Source organism: Micromonospora sp. NPDC049107, from assembly GCF_040648595.1.
Taxonomy (GTDB): domain Bacteria; phylum Actinomycetota; class Actinomycetes; order Mycobacteriales; family Micromonosporaceae; genus Micromonospora.
Map to the genome: position 1 here is coordinate 50489 of NZ_JBEZEC010000011.1, position 16845 is coordinate 67333.

Annotated in this window: 21 protein-coding genes and 4 tRNA genes; 20 read left to right on the forward strand and 5 right to left on the reverse strand. The window is 68.1% G+C overall.

Going from position 1 to position 16845, the window contains the following annotated elements; all coding sequences use genetic code 11:
• Positions 1–19: 19 nt before the first annotated feature.
• A complete protein-coding gene (locus AB0B55_RS25490; protein WP_357174338.1) occupies positions 20–547 on the forward strand; it encodes a dihydrofolate reductase family protein in 528 nt (175 codons plus the stop codon).
• Positions 548–617: 70 nt separating this feature from the next.
• Here the strand turns inward: AB0B55_RS25490 and AB0B55_RS25495 are convergent, their stop codons facing one another.
• Positions 618–914 carry a hypothetical protein gene (locus AB0B55_RS25495; RefSeq protein WP_357134081.1) on the reverse strand — a complete coding sequence of 99 codons (297 nt, stop codon included), beginning with the start codon at positions 912–914 and terminating at the stop codon, positions 618–620.
• Positions 915–955: 41 nt separating this feature from the next.
• Positions 956–1450 (reverse strand): YajQ family cyclic di-GMP-binding protein, encoded by a 495-nt coding sequence (locus tag AB0B55_RS25500; protein WP_357134078.1) that lies wholly within the window; start codon positions 1448–1450, stop codon positions 956–958.
• A gap of 148 nt (positions 1451–1598) precedes the next feature.
• Here AB0B55_RS25500 and AB0B55_RS25505 point away from each other — a divergent pair.
• Positions 1599–1682 (forward strand) — tRNA-Tyr (locus AB0B55_RS25505).
• A 653-nt stretch (positions 1683–2335) separates the two neighbouring features.
• On the opposite strand, the gene AB0B55_RS25510 is transcribed toward AB0B55_RS25505, so the two are convergent.
• Entirely contained in the window at positions 2336–3064 is a 729-nt protein-coding gene (locus AB0B55_RS25510) for a hypothetical protein (RefSeq protein ID WP_357174341.1), read from the reverse strand.
• A gap of 236 nt (positions 3065–3300) precedes the next feature.
• Here AB0B55_RS25510 and AB0B55_RS25515 point away from each other — a divergent pair, with 236 nt between their 5' ends.
• Positions 3301–3555: a hypothetical protein gene (locus tag AB0B55_RS25515; RefSeq protein ID WP_357174344.1), complete on the forward strand. Its 255-nt coding sequence runs from the start codon at positions 3301–3303 to the stop codon at positions 3553–3555.
• Between the two features lie 155 nt (positions 3556–3710).
• Here the strand turns inward: AB0B55_RS25515 and AB0B55_RS25520 are convergent, their stop codons facing one another.
• Entirely contained in the window at positions 3711–4064 is a 354-nt protein-coding gene (locus tag AB0B55_RS25520) for a hypothetical protein (protein WP_357174346.1), read from the reverse strand.
• A gap of 389 nt (positions 4065–4453) precedes the next feature.
• On the opposite strand from AB0B55_RS25520, the gene AB0B55_RS25525 reads away from it, so the two are divergent.
• Positions 4454–5785, forward strand: a complete 1332-nt coding sequence (locus AB0B55_RS25525; protein ID WP_357174349.1) for a tyrosine-type recombinase/integrase — start codon at positions 4454–4456, stop codon at positions 5783–5785.
• 11 nt (positions 5786–5796) lie between these two features.
• Here AB0B55_RS25525 and AB0B55_RS25530 read toward each other — a convergent pair whose 3' ends face one another.
• Positions 5797–6318 (reverse strand): hypothetical protein, encoded by a 522-nt coding sequence (locus AB0B55_RS25530; RefSeq protein WP_357134064.1) that lies wholly within the window; start codon positions 6316–6318, stop codon positions 5797–5799.
• A gap of 114 nt (positions 6319–6432) precedes the next feature.
• Between AB0B55_RS25530 and AB0B55_RS25535 the strand changes: the two genes are divergently transcribed.
• From AB0B55_RS25535 to rplA, 16 genes are all read left to right on the forward strand, one after another.
• Positions 6433–6966 (forward strand): GNAT family N-acetyltransferase, encoded by a 534-nt coding sequence (locus AB0B55_RS25535; RefSeq protein WP_357134061.1) that lies wholly within the window; start codon positions 6433–6435, stop codon positions 6964–6966.
• Complete coding sequence (locus tag AB0B55_RS25540; protein WP_357134059.1) at positions 6963–7676, forward strand: DUF6518 family protein; 714 nt, start codon at positions 6963–6965, stop codon at positions 7674–7676. Before AB0B55_RS25535 ends, AB0B55_RS25540 begins: the two co-directional genes overlap by 4 nt.
• A 289-nt stretch (positions 7677–7965) precedes the next feature.
• Positions 7966–8169 (forward strand): hypothetical protein, encoded by a 204-nt coding sequence (locus AB0B55_RS25545; protein WP_357174352.1) that lies wholly within the window; start codon positions 7966–7968, stop codon positions 8167–8169.
• 123 nt (positions 8170–8292) lie between these two features.
• Positions 8293–8460 carry a hypothetical protein gene (locus AB0B55_RS25550; RefSeq protein WP_357174355.1) on the forward strand — a complete coding sequence of 56 codons (168 nt, stop codon included), beginning with the start codon at positions 8293–8295 and terminating at the stop codon, positions 8458–8460.
• A gap of 929 nt (positions 8461–9389) precedes the next feature.
• The gene (locus AB0B55_RS25555) at positions 9390–9527 is read left to right on the forward strand and encodes a hypothetical protein (RefSeq protein ID WP_357134051.1); all 138 of its coding nucleotides are present in this window, start codon (positions 9390–9392) and stop codon (positions 9525–9527) included.
• A gap of 104 nt (positions 9528–9631) precedes the next feature.
• Positions 9632–12160 carry a bifunctional diguanylate cyclase/phosphodiesterase gene (locus AB0B55_RS25560; RefSeq protein WP_357134049.1) on the forward strand — a complete coding sequence of 843 codons (2529 nt, stop codon included), beginning with the start codon at positions 9632–9634 and terminating at the stop codon, positions 12158–12160.
• 92 nt (positions 12161–12252) lie between these two features.
• Positions 12253–12325, forward strand: a tRNA-Thr gene (locus tag AB0B55_RS25565).
• 24 nt (positions 12326–12349) lie between these two features.
• Positions 12350–12422 (forward strand) — tRNA-Met (locus AB0B55_RS25570).
• 132 nt (positions 12423–12554) lie between these two features.
• Positions 12555–12722 carry a 50S ribosomal protein L33 gene (gene rpmG, locus AB0B55_RS25575; protein WP_341717669.1) on the forward strand — a complete coding sequence of 56 codons (168 nt, stop codon included), beginning with the start codon at positions 12555–12557 and terminating at the stop codon, positions 12720–12722.
• A 124-nt stretch (positions 12723–12846) separates the two neighbouring features.
• Positions 12847–13293 (forward strand): MaoC family dehydratase N-terminal domain-containing protein, encoded by a 447-nt coding sequence (locus tag AB0B55_RS25580; protein WP_357134045.1) that lies wholly within the window; start codon positions 12847–12849, stop codon positions 13291–13293.
• Between the two features lies 1 nt (position 13294).
• Complete coding sequence (locus tag AB0B55_RS25585; protein WP_357174358.1) at positions 13295–13687, forward strand: MaoC family dehydratase; 393 nt, start codon at positions 13295–13297, stop codon at positions 13685–13687.
• A 198-nt stretch (positions 13688–13885) separates the two neighbouring features.
• A tRNA-Trp gene (locus tag AB0B55_RS25590) sits at positions 13886–13958 on the forward strand.
• A gap of 213 nt (positions 13959–14171) precedes the next feature.
• Positions 14172–14564 (forward strand): preprotein translocase subunit SecE, encoded by a 393-nt coding sequence (gene secE, locus AB0B55_RS25595; protein WP_357134040.1) that lies wholly within the window; start codon positions 14172–14174, stop codon positions 14562–14564.
• Positions 14565–14603: 39 nt separating this feature from the next.
• A complete protein-coding gene (gene nusG, locus AB0B55_RS25600; protein ID WP_355053308.1) occupies positions 14604–15326 on the forward strand; it encodes a transcription termination/antitermination protein NusG in 723 nt (240 codons plus the stop codon).
• Between the two features lie 188 nt (positions 15327–15514).
• Positions 15515–15946 carry a 50S ribosomal protein L11 gene (rplK, locus tag AB0B55_RS25605; RefSeq protein WP_355053307.1) on the forward strand — a complete coding sequence of 144 codons (432 nt, stop codon included), beginning with the start codon at positions 15515–15517 and terminating at the stop codon, positions 15944–15946.
• A 78-nt stretch (positions 15947–16024) separates the two neighbouring features.
• The gene (rplA, locus tag AB0B55_RS25610; RefSeq protein ID WP_355053306.1) at positions 16025–16741 is read left to right on the forward strand and encodes a 50S ribosomal protein L1; all 717 of its coding nucleotides are present in this window, start codon (positions 16025–16027) and stop codon (positions 16739–16741) included.
• Positions 16742–16845 lie beyond the last annotated feature (104 nt).

A 16845-nucleotide genomic window follows, 5' to 3' on the forward strand; every position in this document is an offset into this window, starting at 1 on the left:
CGTCGACGAGAGGGGAACCATGGCCAAGCTGCTCTACTCGGCAACCGCGTCACTCGACGGCTACATCGCCGGCCCCGGCGGTGACATGTCCTGGCTCACCGAACACCTCAGCGGCGACAACCCGACCGCCGACCGTCTGCTGGCCAACATCGGCGCGATCCTCGCCGGCAACCGCACCTTCGGCGGCGACGACCCGAACCGTGGCACCGACAGCGAAGGCGCCTTCGGCGGCCGGTACCACGGGCCGGTGATCGTCCTGACCCACCGTCCACCCACCGAGCCGCCCGAAGGCGTCACCTTCGCCGACGACCTACACGTTGCCGTCGCGCAGGCCAAGGAGGCCGCCGGCGACAAGTACGTCAACGTGCTCGGCGCGGACGTCGCCAAGCAGTGCCTGCGGGCCGGTCTGCTCGACGAGATTCTGATCTTCTTCGCGCCGGTGCTGCTCGGCGACGGCGTACCCATGTTCGACGACCCGGGTGGCACCCGCGTCCGGTTGACGCCAGTTCCCGGGGAAACGGTCCACTGGTACCGCGTCGACCGCTGACGGATCGGCGCGGGTACGGGCGTTGCGGCCTCGCCACCGACCTTCGGTCGGTCACGGCCGACGTCGAGGGCTACGGCCTTCGGTCGGTGATCGCCGCCTCGATCCGTAGGCCGATGCCGGTCAGCACGAGGAGGAACGCGACGAAGTGCGGCGCCCGGCCGTCGTAGCCCGCTGACAGGGTGAGTAGCGAGGTCAGAAAGCCAACGACGAGCGACAGCGTACCCAGTATTCGTCCGGTGTCCGCGCGCCGAGATCGAGGATCCACGATGCGACCGTAGCGGATGCGGGCCAGGCCGCCGCCCGCCCGTCGGGCGCTGAACAGCAGCGACCAAGGACGACCGTTGGCGACGACGTCCACCGAGGTCACAACAAGTGATCCACGATGGCACCGGCAGACGTGATCGGGTCTTACCGGTAGTTCGTGAACTGAAGGGCGACGCCGAAGTCCTCACCCTTGAGCAGCGAGATGACCGCCTGGAGGTCGTCCCGCTTCTTGCCGGTGACGCGCAGCTGGTCGCCCTGGATCTGCGCCTGAACGCCCTTCGGGCCCTCGTCGCGGATCTTTTTGCTGATCGCCTTGGCCTTGTCCGTCTCGATGCCCTGGATCACCTTGCAGTCGATCTTGAACACCTTGCCGGATGCGCGCGCCTCACCCGCGTCCAACGACTTCAACGAGATGTTCCGCTTGACCAACTTCTCCTTGAAGACGTCCAGAGCGGCGCGGACCCGCTCCTCGGTCTCCGCCTGAAGGCCGATCGCCTCCTCACCCGACCAGGAGATCTCCGCGCCCGTACCGCGGAAGTCGAACCGCGTCGCGAGCTCCTTCTCCGCCTGCCGGAGGGCGTTGTCGACCTCCTGGCGGTCGACCTTGCTCACGATGTCGAAAGACGGGTTCGCTGGCATGCTTCTGCTCCTGCTGTCCGGCGGTCTGGGACGTGCAGTCGGCCGCCCACCAGCGGCACGACCCCCTGACCGTACCCGGTTGCACCGGCCCCGGGGTGAGCCGCTATCCTTGCTTCCGCCGCCGCGTTGCGACGCGGTGGGGTGCCCTGGCGGGTTGCCCGAGCGGCCAATGGGAGCGGACTGTAAATCCGTCGCGAAAGCTACAGAGGTTCGAATCCTCTACCCGCCACCAGGTGCAGACACGGCCCCTGACCAGCAGAGATGCTGATCGGGGGCCGCTGTCGTTTGTCCGGCCGAGTCCGGGTGAGTCCAGGCGTTGACGACTGGTTGTGGGCAGATGGTGCGCAGGTCGATCTTGCCCGCTGAGGGTCCTCCTGGGGCTCTAAACGCTGCGGCTGGCGTCTGGTCCTCGCCTGGCGGAGTCCGTGCATGTGGCGATCGGCTGAGGGGTCTGCGGTGAGGTGTCGCCGGCGGCGGGAGAGGGACCGGGGGCAAGCCAGTCCCGGGGTTGGGCTGGCGCGGCAGTCGGAAGCCCTGATCTTCGACGAGGCCGACCCGCTCGGCTTCCGTACCGCCTGGCCGTGATCGTGTCGTCGGGCGGATCGACAGACTCGGGGCGGCGGTCCGGCGGCAGTCGGTGGCTCTCCGCCCCGGCGCCGGAGGCGGCCGGGGCGGCTTGCCGCCGGCCGGGTTACCGCCCCCGCGCCGCGCGGAGCGCGGCGCCTTGATCCAATACAGAAGGAATCGGTAGCAGCGTTGGGGGGCGGATCACACGCGGGACGAGACATCTCGCTTAGTCAAGTGTCAGCCGGTCGGCGCATCGATGCGCCAGGCCAGAGCAGGCCGATCAAGGTGCCGACCAGAGCGCCCCACGCTCGCCCAGTATCACTCCCAAACCAAGAAACTGACCTCTAAAACGCATATATCTCCCGCGAAGCGCTCGCGGTCCTTCTCCGACTCGAGGAATTTCTCGCACATGCTCAACTTCGTTACCACTAGCTTGCCGTGGCGGCCCTCGCTGCTGCGTACGCAGAATGAGGAGCCTGCTCGTAGCTGCGATGCCGTAGCTAGCGATGACCATGCGTTGTTGTCGATTTGAGCGCATTCTTGCAATGTCGGTTGCCGACTCGGCGGTGATGCGAAGATGGTTCCGTTGACTCCACCAAGGGAGCCTTCGTTAAGCGCGAGATCCGTGGTGCCGGCTGCGTTGTAGCGAATCTCGTTATCGTCCATATCCCAGTAGTCGGCATTCTGGAAATCATCATCTCCGTACTCGTTAAGGGTCTGGAGGCGGGGGCTGCCGCTGCTATGCACCACCTCTCGTTTCGGCTCCCCCGTTGAAGTGGGCGATGCATCACCGCTGCCCAGAGTCGCAGAAGACGTGGGTGTTCCCGTATTCGTGCTATGAGTGGAGGAGGGGCTCAGGCTGTTGGTTGGCATGGCGGATGGATTGGGAAGCGATGAGGCTCTCGGGTCATCCTTCACGGGGAACAGCCATGCAAGCAGGGCGACAAGAGCGCTAAGAAGCCCAACGACAGCTCCGATCCCGGCCCATTCCCCTCTGCCGAGATGCTGACGAAGGCGGTCCTGGGACGGCTTCTCACGATCGCTCACGTTCAACCTCACTCCACACGCGACAGATCACACAACTTAGCGTCGCGCGGCCGTTACCGGCGCCCCTCGCGGACCGGGTTCGAGTCGGACCGACGCATGAACCTGTTGGGTGCTGATCCTGCTCGCCATCGGGATCATGGCTGGTGCTGCGGCCTTCACCCATGTCCATGGCCTGACCGTCGCTCACGGCCAACCTGACTGGATCGGCTGGGCCAACGCCCGTAGCCGTCGAGCTGATGGCTATCTACCTCGGCCTGGAGATCCGCGCCCGCCGCCAAGACAGCCGACCCGTCGGCCTGGTCGGCGTACTCCTGATCGCGTTCGCGCTGCTCTCCCTCGCCGCCCAGGTCGCCGAAGCCGAGCCCTCCCTCTGGGGCTGGATCGTCGCGGCCGTGCCGTCGCTCGCCTTCCTCGCCCTGGTCAAGGTCGTCCTGTCCAGCGCACCCACCACCCCGCCGGCAACCGAGCCCGATCAGCCGCAGGGCGATTGATACGACGAGCCGCAGCCGCTCGAACCCGCGCCGCAAGCTCCGGTGATGCCGCCGGCATCAGTTGCGGTGCTGCCTCCAGCCGCTGTCGTCCAGCCCAATCGGCCCCAAGTCGTCGGGATCATCCGATGACGGCCACCCTCGCCGCCGGGTGGCGGCTACCGGAACTCGTGCACGACCTCGATCAGTCCGACGATGTGAGCGTTGAACTCGTCCAGATCCTCGGCCGGCACCCACAGCTCCAGAATGGTCTTTCCGCCGGCCTGGCGGATCGGGTACCGACTCAGGAACTCCGACTCGACCCGGAAGCGGGTCACGTAGCCGACGCCGGACGCGGGCACGTTCCAGTCCCGGGCGATCATTACCGCGTAGTCCTCGTTCAGGACCGGGTAGAAGATCGGCTGATCCGGCAGGCGCGGTGGCCATGCCTGCCATCCGGACTCGCGGACGAGATCCAGCTCTTCCGGCCCGGTTGGGCGCCACAGCACCGTCGTACCGTCATCGCTGTTCATCTCGACCTCGCCGTTCGGATTCTTGGTGAGCCCGGGACAGTACCGGCGGACCTGCGCCCGGGACCACCGCATTCGCCTCGCTGTGGGGGTGGGCCGATGACGGCTCCCACCCTGCCCGGTCTCGAATCCGCCCCGACCCCGGCTGCTCCTCGGCCGGGGTTGCCGTAGCCGGCGGTTCATCTTGGCGCACGGCGGGCACTTGTCTTCGCGGGTCGCCGAACGGGCAGCTTCGGGTCGGCCGCTCGGCGCTCGGTCGGTGGCTCGGTGACCTGGAGCAGGACGCCGCGTGAAGAGCTACGAGGTCCAGATCTGGGAGATCGCCAAGCGCCGACCGGAAGGCTCGGCCCTGGCGGGTCCGCTGGGCGGTGAGCGGCCAACGCTTCGAGGACATGTTCCGTACCAAAGCCCTGGCGCACTCGTTCCGCGCCGAGCTGGTCCAGGCGGCCAACGCGGGGGAGCCCTTCGACCCGGCCACCGGCCGCCCGGTCCCCGAGGCCAGAACCAAGAACCCCACTACCTGGTACGCGCACAGCCGCGCGTACGTCGAGATGAAGTGGCCCCGGGCGGCGGCCAAGACCCGGCGCTCGATCGTCGAAGCGCTGACCTCGATCACGGTGACCCTGACCCGCCCGACCAAGCGGGGTCGACCGACTGACGCTCTGCTCCGCGAGGCGCTGTACCTCTACGGCCTCAACCCGCGCCGCTGGTCCGACGAGATCCCGGCCGACCACGCGGCGGCGCTGGCCTGGCTGGAAACCGCGTCGCTCCCGGTCGTCGAGCTGGACTCGCCCGCCATGGTCCGCCGAGTCCTGGACAGCCTGTGCGTACGCCTCGACGGCAAGCCCGCGGCTGCCTCCACCGTCCAGCGGAAGCGGGCCACCTTCTACAACGTCCTTGGGTACGCCGTCGAGCTGGAGCTGATCGCCTCCAACCCGGTCGACCGGGTCCAGTGGACCGCCCCCGAGGTCGCGCAGTCCATCGACCGGCGGGTGGTGGCGAACCCGGCCCAGGTCGCCACGCTGCTGGAGGCGGTGAAATCTCTCGGCAAACGCGCCGACAAGGTCACCGCCTTCTTCGGCTGCCTCTACTACGCGGGGATGCGTCCATCGGAAGCCGCGGACCTACGACGGGAAGACTGTGACCTTGCCGGCCCGGTGCGCCGACTGCGGGGCCGACTTCGACGACCTGGCGGCGGTCAAGCCTTCCCGGTCCTGCGACCACGAGAAGATCGAATACCGCTGGGGCCGCCTGGTGCTCGCCGGCACCTCCCCGCGGGCCGGCTCGCACTGGACGATGACGGCGGCTCCCACGAGCGGCGCGGACTCAAGCACCGGGGGAGGGCGGAGACTCGGACGGTCCCGATCCCGCCTCGGCTCGTCGAGCTGCTGTGCGCGCACGTCGAGAATCACGGGGTTGGCCCGGACGGTCGGTTCTTCCGGGGCCTGCACGGTGGGCCGCTCTCCGAGTCGGTCTACGACCGGTGGTGGAAGCTCGCCCGCGAGAAGGCGCTGACCGAATCGCAGGTGGCCTCGCCGCTCGTCCGGCGTCCCTACGACCTGCGGCACGCGGCGGCCTCGCTCTGGCTGAATGCCGGCGTCCCGTCGACCGAGGTAGCCCGGCGCCTGGGTCACGGCGTCGCCGTCCTGCTCCGCGTCTACGCCAACTGCATCGACGGCGGCGACGACACCATGAACGACAAGATCGGGGACGCACTCGGATGAGCGTCCGTGCTTCAGTCCGTCTCGGCGGTCGTTGCGTGGCCGAGAAGGCGCCGAGCTTCGTCGACGACGTCCGCGTCGATATCCCTGGTTGCGGTGCTGGTGTGCGGTTGCCAGTCGTGGATGGCGGCTACGAGGTCGTAGGCGTTGTCCAACGCGATCAGTTCGGCTGCCAGCGGAGTGCCGTCATAGGAGATGAATCGGTATGCCCAAGAGGTGAGATCACGGGGCGCGATGGTCTGTGCGAGCAGTCGCCGGGCCATGATTCGGAGGGCTTCCTCCCCGCTCTCTCGGCTTCCCTCACCGTAGTAATCCAGAGAGAGTTCCGACAGTGCGCCTTCGAGCCAACGCCGCAGATCGTCATTCTCCTCGCCCTTCACAGGCGAGATGCCGGCGAGGATCCCGAGAGTCGGGCTGTCTATACCCGCGGTGAGGCAGTCGCAGGCGGCTTCGATCACCTGGGCCGCGGTGCCGGAACCGACGCTCCAGAAGACAGCGGCGTCCTGGAGTCGGGCGAGAGCGTCCTCTTTAAGCATCGGGACATGGTCCGCCGTCGAGTTGGCGTTGTCTCAGAGTTATCCAGCCGCGGGGATCGATGTACTCAGCGTCCGACTCCTTGGATGAGTGAGGGACTGGTGGAGGATGACGCGATGAGTACCGAGTCCGGCGAGGCGCTGGCCAGGACCCAACGTCTCGTGCTGCGGGAGGTCCGATCGTCTGACCTGCCGGTGCTTGAGCGGATGTGGCAGGACCCGGTGATGCGGCGCTACCTCGGCGGCCCGGTGTCTGACGAGGTGGCGGCCGACCGGCGAATGGGTGACCACACGGGCGGGCTGATGGTGACGAGGAGTTCCGGAGAGATCGTCGGTTGGTGCCACCTCGGCCGGTACCGGACGGGGGATCTGGAACTGTCCTACGTCTTCCTGCCGGAGTGGTGGGGACGTGGCTACGCCCGAGAAGGGTGCGCTGCGGCCGTCGGCCTTGCCTTCGACCGGTTCCCGGACGCACCCCGGCTGGTCGCCGTCACACAGGAGGTGAACCTTCGATCGGTCCGGCTCCTGGAAGCCCTTGGCATGGTGCGGGTCGACACGTTCGAGGAGTTCGCCGCACGTCAGGTGATGTTCGCAGTCGACCGTCCGCAGGCAGCAAGCATGAACCTCAATTGTCCGACGGTGCCCGAATGACGGAGTTGAGGACCGTCGGCAGACGGTCGGTACGGCGTGAGGTGCTTCCCCCGGTCTTCGCGGGAGTCGCCCTGGGGGTGGCGGCGTTTGCTGCCGACCTCGTGCCGGAAGCTGTGGGCAGGGTCCTCGTGCCAGCCTTCAGCTCGGGATTCGCCTGGGGTGTGGTGGCCCTCGTCGTGAGCTACTACGCCCCGACTTTCAGATCAGCTCTTGTCGCTGGGGTCGGCACACTCGCCCTGTCGACCCTGACCTACTACGGCCTCGTTGCCTCGCTGAGTCGGCAATGGCTCAGCGATTCGGCGCCACCACCGGACGGGCTCGGCTCCATCATGCGCGCGTCGGCCTTCTGGCTGGTTGGTTCGTTGGTTGGCGGATTGGTGCTTGGCTACCTCGCCCACGTCTTCAGGACGGGCACTACCCGCAACGCCGGCATCGCTCTCGGCGTAGCGCTCGGGCTGCTCGCCGGGGAGGCGGCCTACACCGTCCTCTTCATCGCGTTCGTCTGGGTCGGCCCCATGGATTTCTTCGTGTGGACGAGGCTGGGAGCGGCAGCGGTGCAAATTCTCCTTGCGGCTGCGGCCGCCCTCGTGGCGTTACGGCTCCGCCGGCCACCGGTCTCACCGCGGGTCTTCATGATGGCCGCTGCGGTGTCGACGGTGGCGAGCATCGCGAGTTGGCATCTCATCGAGTCGGTTCGGATGACGCTGTAGCCGCGAGGGGCGTCCTGGGGGCAAGTTCCATCCGTGGGCAGATGGTGGGCGGCTCTCTCCCGGACAGGCGATTGGACGGCAGAAACGGCAGCTCAGTGACTATGCCCAAGCCAAGATCGCGGACGCCCTGTAAATCCGTCGCGAAAGCTACAGAGGTTCGAATCCTCTACCCGCCACCAGGTGCAGACACGGCCCCTGACCAGCAGAGATGCTGATCAGGGGCCGTTGTCGTTGATCTAGCCGAGTCCGGCTGAGTCCAGCCATGTCGACAACGACAGGGTCGGCCCGGATGCGCGCTTCTTCCGGGGGCCTGCACGGCGGGCCGCCCTCCGAGTCGGTCTACGACCGGTGGAGGAAGCTCGCCCGAGAGAAGGCGCTGACCGAATCGCAGGTAGCCCCGCCGCCCGTCCGCCGTCTTTACGACCTGCGCCTCGCGATGGCGTCGCTCTGGCTGCATGCCGGCGCTCCGCCGACCGAGGTCGCCGGCGTCTGAGCCACGGCGTCGCCGTTCTGCTCCGCGTCTACGCCAACTGCGTCGACGAGGAGGCGACACCAGGAACGACAAGATCAGCCACGGTGCCCGTCGTGGCGCTCCGCTGGTCAGAATGTTCGAGTGATGACAGGAATGGTCGGCCTCGTGCTGCTGTTGGCGCTGGTCGCCGCTGCGCTCTTCGCCCTGGTGTACGTGGCGGCGCTGCTGTGGCGGGCGTTGACGCTTGGGGTTACCTCTCTGCCGCGTGCTCTGAAGTCCCTGACGGTCGAGCCACCTCCGGAGGGGCCCTGAACGACTCCCGGGATGTGTGGCCGATGCCGAAGGACGACTGATCGGAGACGCTGCCAAGCCTGGCGTCGCCTTTCGAGATACCGGCTCGTCGGGCGGAGGTGCCCGGTGGTTCGCCGACCGAGTTCGTCCGGCGGTGGTGTGTGGTGGGAGCGCCACCCTTCCAGAGAATGATGCGGGCGTGTCCTCGCCAGCACCGGACCGTGACCCACCTGCCGGAGACCACCTCATCAAGGTCTGGTTCAGGTTCGTGCCGCGGGAGGGCCGCCGGCGGCCGCGGATTTCCCGGCCATCAAGGCGACCCTGCGACGCGGCGAGGCGGAGGGTTGGTGGAGCTTCGAGGTCGGTTGCGCGAGCGACAAGTGGGAAGCGGCCTGAACCTGCGGAGCCCGCGACTCCCCACGTCCTTTCTCTCGGACGTGCAGGACCCCTGGTTGTTGCTTCCTGGCCGGCTTGAGCTGCGGAAACGCGTCGCTTGAGGCGCTCGGACGTGCGTCGGGTCACCAGGATGGAATCCGACTCGGGGGCTGGCCTATTGGCGAAGACCCGGTATGGTGGTCGATGGCTGGACGCCGAACGCACGACGCGAACGCATCTCCTGGAGGCGTCACTCACAGTGACCAAGATGTCGGATCTGGTGCTCTGACGCGACAGCGCCGAATTTGTGGTGAAGGTCGTATTCGACGCTGTGTGAAGCGCTGACCTGCCCTGCACGGCCGTGATCTGCTCCGGTGCGGTGGGGGCGGTGGGCCGAACGGCGGGAAGTTACAGACGGTGGGGCCCATCGGGCTGTCCACCACTTCTCTGGCTGCCCGCACTGTGGCACGATCGTGGAACCTCCACCACCCCCACGACATTTTCCGACAGGAGCAATCATGTCTGGTCTTAGGTTGGGCCGGCTGCTTGGCTCACTTCTCACCCTCGCCGCACTCGTGAGCGGCATCGCCAGTGTTGATCTCGGCAGCAGCTCAGGGGGCGGCGCTCAGGCTGGCGACATCGTTTGGCAGACCGTGTCCACCGCCGACAAGCCCGTGCCGACGGCGCAGGCAGCTGACATCGTCTGGCAGTGAGGCGGTTGCCTCGGGGTGATCATCCTGTTTGCCCGTTCGGGTGGAAGGCACCATCGACGTAGTGACGGTATCGTGACCGCTCGGCGTCAATCCGAAGGAGCGCCATGAGCGGTCATGGTCAACCCCGGCGACGGTCATCCGAGGACGCGTGGATCATCACCGCGCCCCTCGCGCTGATCGCGGTCGTCTGTGCCACCGCCACCGGGTTGATCGCGAAGGAGCCCTTCGGCGACTGGCCCGAGGCAATGCTCCTTCTCGTCATCATGATCGTGGCGGGGTTGCCGCTGCTCAGTCTGGTGGTGCGGCGGCAGACGATCGGTGTCACGCTCACCGAGCTGCCGATGGTTCTCGCGCTGTACTTTCTGCCACCGCTGACGGTGGTGGTCATCTACACGTTGAGCTCCCTGATCACCCACACCAGGCAGCGGTTCTCGGCGCCGAAGGTGTGGTTCAACGTGGCGCGCGCCGCCGCGGGAACGTCGCTGGCTGTCCTGGTCCTCCAGGCGTTCCCTCCCATGGAGGGCGTCGGTCCGAGCACCTGGGGCAGCATCTTCGCCGCCGTGAGCATGGTGATCCTGATCAGCTACGCCAGCGTGGCGGCGGTACACACGTTGCTGCACGGTTGGCAGACCGGGCGCGGGACGTTGCGTACCGCCACGCCGGCGGTGCTCACCGCGGCGATCAACGTGTCGGTCGGCCTGATCGTGCTGATTCTGGTCCGTAGCACGTGGTGGTCGCTGCTCCTACTGGCAGCCCTCGGCGCCGGCCTTGCTCTGGTCTACCGGGCCTACGCCCAGTTCTTCCGCCAGCACCGCACCCTGACCGACCTGTACGACCTGACCCGCGCCGTGGTCGGCAGCGGGCACAGCGGCACACTCGCCGACGCGCTGCTCGGCCGGGTCCGCGCGCTGATGCAGGTGGAGTACGCGACGCTGTGGCTGCCCGCCCAGGGAAGGCACCCCGAGACCCTGTTGACCGCGCGGGTGGACGACCCGGGCCTGCTCGACCTGGCGCTCACCCCGGCGATGATCCGCGAACGGGTCCAGGAGACCGGACGTACCGTTGCGGTGGGCCGTGGGGTGACGACCGACGGAGAGTTCCGCGCGGAGCTGGCCGAGCGGCGGATCAAGGACGCGGTGGTGGTGCCGCTGCGGTCGGGTGAGGTCGTCATCGGGACCCTCGAGGTTGCCAACCGGCTCGGCGACGGCAACAACTTCAGTTCTGCGGATATCGCGGTCTTCGAGACGGTGGCCGCGCATGCCGCGGTGGCGCTCGAGAATTCGCGTCTTGTCGACCGCCTGCGGCACGACGCGTACCACGACACCCTGACGCGGCTGCCCAACCGGCGGCGCATCACCGCCGCCCTGGACGAGTCAGTCAAGATCGGCGCGCCCGACGAGGTGGTGGCGTTGCTGCTGTTCGACGTCGACGGGTTGCAGCAGGTCAACGAGTCCCTCGGCCACGCTGCGGGGGACAAGGTGCTCGTCGAGGTCGCCAACCGACTGCGGGCGAGCGCTCCGTCGTCGGCTCTGGTCGGTCGTGCGGGCGGCGACGAGTTCCTGGTGACCCTTCGGTTGGAGAGCGCCGAGGCGGCACTCGAACTGGCCGAACAGCTGCGCGACCAGATCCGTGACGAGATGGTCTTCGACGCGCTCACCCTCGACGTGAACACCGCCGTGGGTGTGGCCGTACACCCGGAACATGGCAGCGATGCCGCGACCCTGCTGCTCCGGGTCGACCTGGCGGCGAACGCCGCCAAGTCGGTGCCGGGCAGCGTGCAGTTGTTCAACCCGGGCCTGGAGTCCCGGTCGTTGCGCCGGCTGGGTCTCGCCGGTGACCTGCGCCAGGCGTTGGACCAGGGCGAGCTGGAGGTCTACTTCCAGCCGAAGGTGACCTTGCGGGACCGGCGTCTGGTCGGTGTCGAGTGTCTGGCCCGCTGGGAGCATCCGACGCACGGCACCGTCGCTCCCGAGGACTTCGTGGCGGTGGCCGCGCACACCGGCCAGTTGAGTCGGCTCACCGAGGTGGTGCTCCGCGAGGGGCTGCGGCGCAGCCGGGACTGGGCCGAGGCGGACCAGCCGCTGCCCATCGCCGTGAACCTCGCCGCCCGCACGCTCACCGACCAGCACTTCCCGGACCGGGTGCAGGAGTTGCTGACCGAGTACCGGGTCCCGGCCCAACGCCTCACCCTTGAGATCACCGAGTCGGGGGTGCTGGACGGCACGGACCGGCCCATCCCGACGCTGCGTCGGCTCCGCGACCTCGGCGTCCGGCTGTCGGTGGACGACTTCGGCACCGGTGACTCCTCGCTGGCCCACCTGCGCCGGTTGCCGGTGCACGAGGTGAAGGTGGACCGCTCCTTCGTGCAGGGCATGGCCACCGACCCGGGGGACCTGGCGATCGTCAACGCGGTGGTGACGCTCTCCCAGCAGTTCGGTCTGGCCGTGGTCGCCGAGGGTGTGGAGAGCGAACTGACCCTGGAGCTTCTTCAGGACATCGGGTGCGAGATCGGTCAGGGCTTCCTGTTCAGTCGGCCGCTGCCGTACGAGCGACTGGCCGCCTGGTTCGGCGCTCAGGTGGACCCGGAGACGATCTCCGGCGGAGAGCTTCCACGCCTGCGTGTGGTGCCCTGAGCTGCGCAGATCCGGCCGCCGGGGATCCGATTTCACCTGCCGACCCCTGCCGTGTATTCTACTTCTGCGCGCCCCACGGGGAGATCGCGCAGGCCCCCTTAGCTCAGTCGGCAGAGCGTCTCCATGGTAAGGAGAAGGTCTACGGTTCGATTCCGTAAGGGGGCTCGAGGGTTCAGCTGGACCCACCGCGGCGGTGTAGCTCAGATGGCAGAGCAAGCGGCTCATAATCGCTGTGTCGCCGGTTCAAGTCCGGCCACCGCTACTCTCGTCTTCCGGGCTGGTTCCCGGTGGTCGTTGAGATGGGCGCCACTGGCGCCCACTTTGCATGTCCGCGCAGTCAGCGTCTAGGCTGACGCGTCGTAGTTGTTTCCGTTAGCGAGGAAGGCACTCCGCCGTGGCGAAGGCTACCGATGTCCGGCCGAAGATCACTTTGGCGTGTGTGGAGTGCAAGGAGCGCAACTACATCACGCGCAAGAATCGCCGGAACGACCCCGACCGCATCGAGATGAAGAAGTTCTGCCCGCGCGACGGCCGGCACACGGTTCACCGCGAGACCCGCTGACCGCCGGCCGGCACCGCCGGCCGTCGTCAAAGCCTTTCCAACCGCCGATCTGACCGGTCGGGCGCGGCATAGCCGCAGCCTGCCGACCAGATCGGCGGTTGTGCTTTCCGTGTAGGTTCGCGGCATGTCCCTGGACCCTTCCTTCGTCGGCCGCACGTACCCGCCGACCGCCCCCTACCAGGTGGGCCGAGAAAAGATCCGTGAGTTCGCCACGGCCATCGGCGCCACGGACGCGGCTCACCACGACCCGGCCGCGGCGCAGGCCCTGGGCCACCCGGACGTGGTCGCCCCGCCGACCTTCCCGGTGATCGTCACCATGGCCGCGACCCGTCAGATCATCGAGGACCCGGACCTGGGCGTCGACTACAGCCGGCTGGTCCACGGCGACCAGCGGTTCGCGTACAACCGGCCGGTGGTCGCGGGCGACGAGCTGGTCTGCGTCAACACCATCGAAGAGGTCAGCAACCGGGGCGGGCACGGCCTGCTCACCACCCGCACGGACGTGAGCACCGTCGCCGGGGAGCAGGTGGTCGCCGTCTGGGCCCGGTACGTCATCCGTGGAGAGGCCTGAGATGGAACTGCCAACCAAGACGTTCCGGGTGACCCGGGCGGACCTGATCCGCTACGCCGGCGCCTCGGGCGACTTCAACCCGATCCACTGGAGCGACCGGGTCGCCACGAAGGTGGGACTGCCCGGGGTCATCGCGCACGGCATGTTCACGATGGCGCTGGTCGGTCGGGCGGTCACCGAGTGGGCCGGCGCGCCCGACGCGGTGGTCGAGTACGGCGTCCGGTTCACCCGGCCGGTGGTGGTCCCCGACGACGACCAGGGGACCGAGATCGAGGTGACCGCGCGGGTCCGCGAGGTGACCGAGGACGGCCTCACCCGGCTGGACGTGACCGCGACCTGCCTGGGCGACAAAGTGCTGTCGCAGGCGCGCGCGCTCATCCGCACAGCGCGCTGAACCGAGGCCGGACGCACGCGAAATCACGGCGGCCCGGCCCGCTGAACCGGCGGCCGCGCGGCACGCTGGATCGGCTTCGCCACGCGTGGCGGGGAGACCGGTTGGGAAAGTCGGGCACCTACCCGTACACTGGTCCGCCGTGGGGCAAGTGACCCCTGCACGGTCGTCTGTGACCGCGTGGGGCGAGTGTTGCCGCACAGGGGTGTAGCTCAATTGGCAGAGCAGCGGTCTCCAAAACCGCAGGCTGCAGGTTCAAGTCCTGTCACCCCTGCGCCTCAGGCCTGACCGTTCCCGTGGGTCGCGCCGCCGACAAGGCGGCGTCCGGCCCGTGGTGGTGGCATCGGCGGGGTGGTTCCGAGGCAATCGGGGCTCCCGGTCGGACCACCGGCCGCGGCCCGTCGCGGGACGGTTGGGTTCGGCCGGCGTGACCAGCGCCGCGTACGCCGCCCGGCGTGCGACCCGAGATTCCGCGACGGAGGGCGAAGTGGCCGACAACAAGCGGCGCGGCGAGGACGCCGGCGACGATCGTCTCGACGATGAGATCGTCGACGACGTAGCCGACGACGACGCCACCGGCGCGGACGAGCCGGTCTCCCGGGGCGGCACCGCGACGCGGGCCCGCGCCCGGGCGGAATCGGCCGACAGCCGGCCGACCACGAGGTCGGAAACCGGTCGGGTGGGCGTGTTCGGCCGCATCGCCCGGTTCTTCCGCGAGGTCGTAGCCGAACTGCGTAAGGTCATCTGGCCGACCCGCAAGGAGTTGCTGACGTACACCGCCGTGGTGGTCACGTTCGTCGCGGTGATGCTGACGATCGTGGGCGTGCTGGACTACGGCTTCGCCAAGGCCGTGTTGTTCGTCTTCGGCAACTCGGACTGACCGGCTGTCTCCAGCCGATAGTGACGGAAGTGAGCGAGCGTGCCTGAGTACGACGAGACCGCCGGAGAAGTGGACGAGCAGTCCACGGTCGCGACGGCGGCTGGTGACGAGTCGGTTGAGGCCGCCAGCGAGCCGGAGTTCCCCACCACCGAGCCCGCGCCGGACGAGGACTACGACCCGGTCGCCGAGCTGCGGCAGAAGCTGCGTTACGCGCCGGGCGACTGGTACGTGGTGCACTCGTACGCCGGTTACGAGAACAAGGTGAAGACCAACCTCGAGACCCGGATCACGAGCCTCGACATGGAGGACTTCATCTACCAGGTCGAGGTGCCGACCCGGGAAGAGGTCGAGGTCAAGAACGGTAAGCGTTCGCAGGTCCAGGCCAAGGTCTTCCCCGGCTACATCCTGGTCCGGATGGAGCTGACCGCCGAGTCCTACTCGTGTGTCCGCAACACCCCGGGTGTGACCGGCTTCGTCGGTGCGACCGACCGGGCCGACCGGCCCGCGCCGCTGTCGCTCGACGAGGTGCTGAAGTGGCTGGCGCCGGCCGTCGAGACCGAGCAGAAGAAGGCGAAGCCGGAGATCAAGGTCCTCGACTTCGAGGTCGGCGACTCCGTTACCGTCACCGACGGCGCGTTCGCCTCGCTGCCGGCCACGATCAGTGAGATCAACGCCGACCAGCAGAAGCTCAAGGTGCTGGTGTCGATCTTCGGCCGGGAGACCCCGGTGGAGCTCAACTTCAACCAGGTCGCCAAGATCTGATGGTCGTCGGCGGCGGGCTCAGCCCGCCGCCGACGTCGGCGTACGCCCTCCCGCTCGACCTCGGCGGACGAGCGGGCTGCGGCGTGCGCTACTCTTGAACGTCGCCGCTGTCGCATCGCGCTGACCGTGCGCGCCCAGCCGCGGCGGCGACGGCCGCATTTTCCCAGCTCCAAGCCCCAGGAAGTGACATGCCTCCGAAGAAGAAGCTCGTCAAGACGTTCACGCTTCAGCTGCCGGCGGGCCAGGCCACGCCGGCGCCGCCGGTCGGCCCCGCGCTCGGTCAGCACGGCGTGAACATCATGGAGTTCTGCAAGTCCTACAACGCGCAGACCGAGTCCCAGCGGGGCGACATCGTCCCCGCCGAGATCAGCGTGTACGAGGACCGGTCCTTCACCTTCGTGCTGAAGACCCCGCCCGCCGCCCGGCTGCTGATCAAGGCCGCCGGTGTGCAGAAGGGCTCGGGCGTTCCGCAGGCGACCAAGGTCGGCTCGGTCAGCCGCGCCCAGCTGCGTGAGATCGCCGAGAAGAAGATGGCCGACCTCAACGCCAACGACCTGGACCAGGCCGAGAAGATCATCGCCGGCACCGCCCGGTCGATGGGCATCACCGTCAACGACTGACGTCGGCCTCCGCCGACGACCCGATCGTGGGAGGGCTCGCGCCGAGCGGCCCGCCAGAGACCACAGGAGTAATCAGCAATGCAGCGCAGCAAGAGCTACCGCAAGGCCGCCGACGTCATCGACCGGTCGAAGCTCTACACCCCCGCCGAGGCCGTGAAGCTGGCCAAGGAGACCACCAACGTCAAGTTCGACGCCACGGTCGAGGTCGCCATGCGCCTCGGCGTCGACCCCCGCAAGGCGGACCAGATGGTCCGCGGTGTGGTCAACCTGCCGCACGGCACCGGTAAGACCGCCCGCGTGATCGTCTTCGCCAGCGGCGCGAAGGCCGAGGAGGCCGCCGCGGCGGGTGCGGACGAGGTGGGCACCGACGAGCTGGTCGCCCGTATCCAGGGTGGTTGGCTCGACTTCGACGCGGCGATCGCCACGCCGGACCAGATGGCCAAGATCGGCCGGATCGCGCGGATCCTGGGCCCGCGCGGTCTCATGCCGAACCCGAAGACCGGCACGGTGACCATGGACGTCACCAAGGCGGTGCAGGACATCAAGGGCGGCAAGATCACCTTCCGGGTGGACAAGCACTCCAACCTGCACCTGATCATCGGCAAGGCCTCCTTCTCGGAGAGCCAGCTGGTGGACAACTACGCCGCGGTGCTCGACGAGGTGCTGCGGGCCAAGCCGTCCGCGGCCAAGGGCAAGTACCTCCGCAAGGTCATCCTCACCACCACGATGGGCCCGGGCGTTCCGGTCGACCCGAACCTGGTGAAGAACCTGACCGAGGACTCGGCCGACGCCTGAGCCGACTCATCGCTCCACCGGGGCGGGGGCCCCGGGGGGGGGGGGGCCCCCCGCGGCCGCGGGGGGGGGAACGCGGACCCCAACGGGGGGGGGAACGAAGGGTT

Bases quoted from the DNA above. Each gene is read 5' to 3' on its own strand.
- AB0B55_RS25560 (WP_357134049.1), top strand. From the start codon at position 9,632: ATGAGCGGTCATGGTCAACCCCGGCGACGGTCATCCGAGGACGCGTGG.
- AB0B55_RS25520 (WP_357174346.1), bottom strand. From the start codon at position 4,064: ATGAACAGCGATGACGGTACGACGGTGCTGTGGCGCCCAACCGGGCCG.
- AB0B55_RS25525 (WP_357174349.1), top strand. From the start codon at position 4,454: ATGTTCCGTACCAAAGCCCTGGCGCACTCGTTCCGCGCCGAGCTGGTC.
- AB0B55_RS25540 (WP_357134059.1), top strand. From the start codon at position 6,963: ATGACGGAGTTGAGGACCGTCGGCAGACGGTCGGTACGGCGTGAGGTG.
- AB0B55_RS25545 (WP_357174352.1), top strand. From the start codon at position 7,966: ATGCGCGCTTCTTCCGGGGGCCTGCACGGCGGGCCGCCCTCCGAGTCG.
- AB0B55_RS25500 (WP_357134078.1), bottom strand. From the start codon at position 1,450: ATGCCAGCGAACCCGTCTTTCGACATCGTGAGCAAGGTCGACCGCCAG.
- rplA (WP_355053306.1), top strand. From the start codon at position 16,025: ATGCAGCGCAGCAAGAGCTACCGCAAGGCCGCCGACGTCATCGACCGG.
- AB0B55_RS25580 (WP_357134045.1), top strand. From the start codon at position 12,847: ATGTCCCTGGACCCTTCCTTCGTCGGCCGCACGTACCCGCCGACCGCC.
- AB0B55_RS25515 (WP_357174344.1), top strand. From the start codon at position 3,301: ATGGCTATCTACCTCGGCCTGGAGATCCGCGCCCGCCGCCAAGACAGC.
- AB0B55_RS25490 (WP_357174338.1), top strand. From the start codon at position 20: ATGGCCAAGCTGCTCTACTCGGCAACCGCGTCACTCGACGGCTACATC.
- AB0B55_RS25550 (WP_357174355.1), top strand. From the start codon at position 8,293: ATGACAGGAATGGTCGGCCTCGTGCTGCTGTTGGCGCTGGTCGCCGCT.
- AB0B55_RS25530 (WP_357134064.1), bottom strand. From the start codon at position 6,318: ATGCTTAAAGAGGACGCTCTCGCCCGACTCCAGGACGCCGCTGTCTTC.
- AB0B55_RS25535 (WP_357134061.1), top strand. From the start codon at position 6,433: ATGAGTACCGAGTCCGGCGAGGCGCTGGCCAGGACCCAACGTCTCGTG.
- rplK (WP_355053307.1), top strand. From the start codon at position 15,515: ATGCCTCCGAAGAAGAAGCTCGTCAAGACGTTCACGCTTCAGCTGCCG.
- AB0B55_RS25585 (WP_357174358.1), top strand. From the start codon at position 13,295: ATGGAACTGCCAACCAAGACGTTCCGGGTGACCCGGGCGGACCTGATC.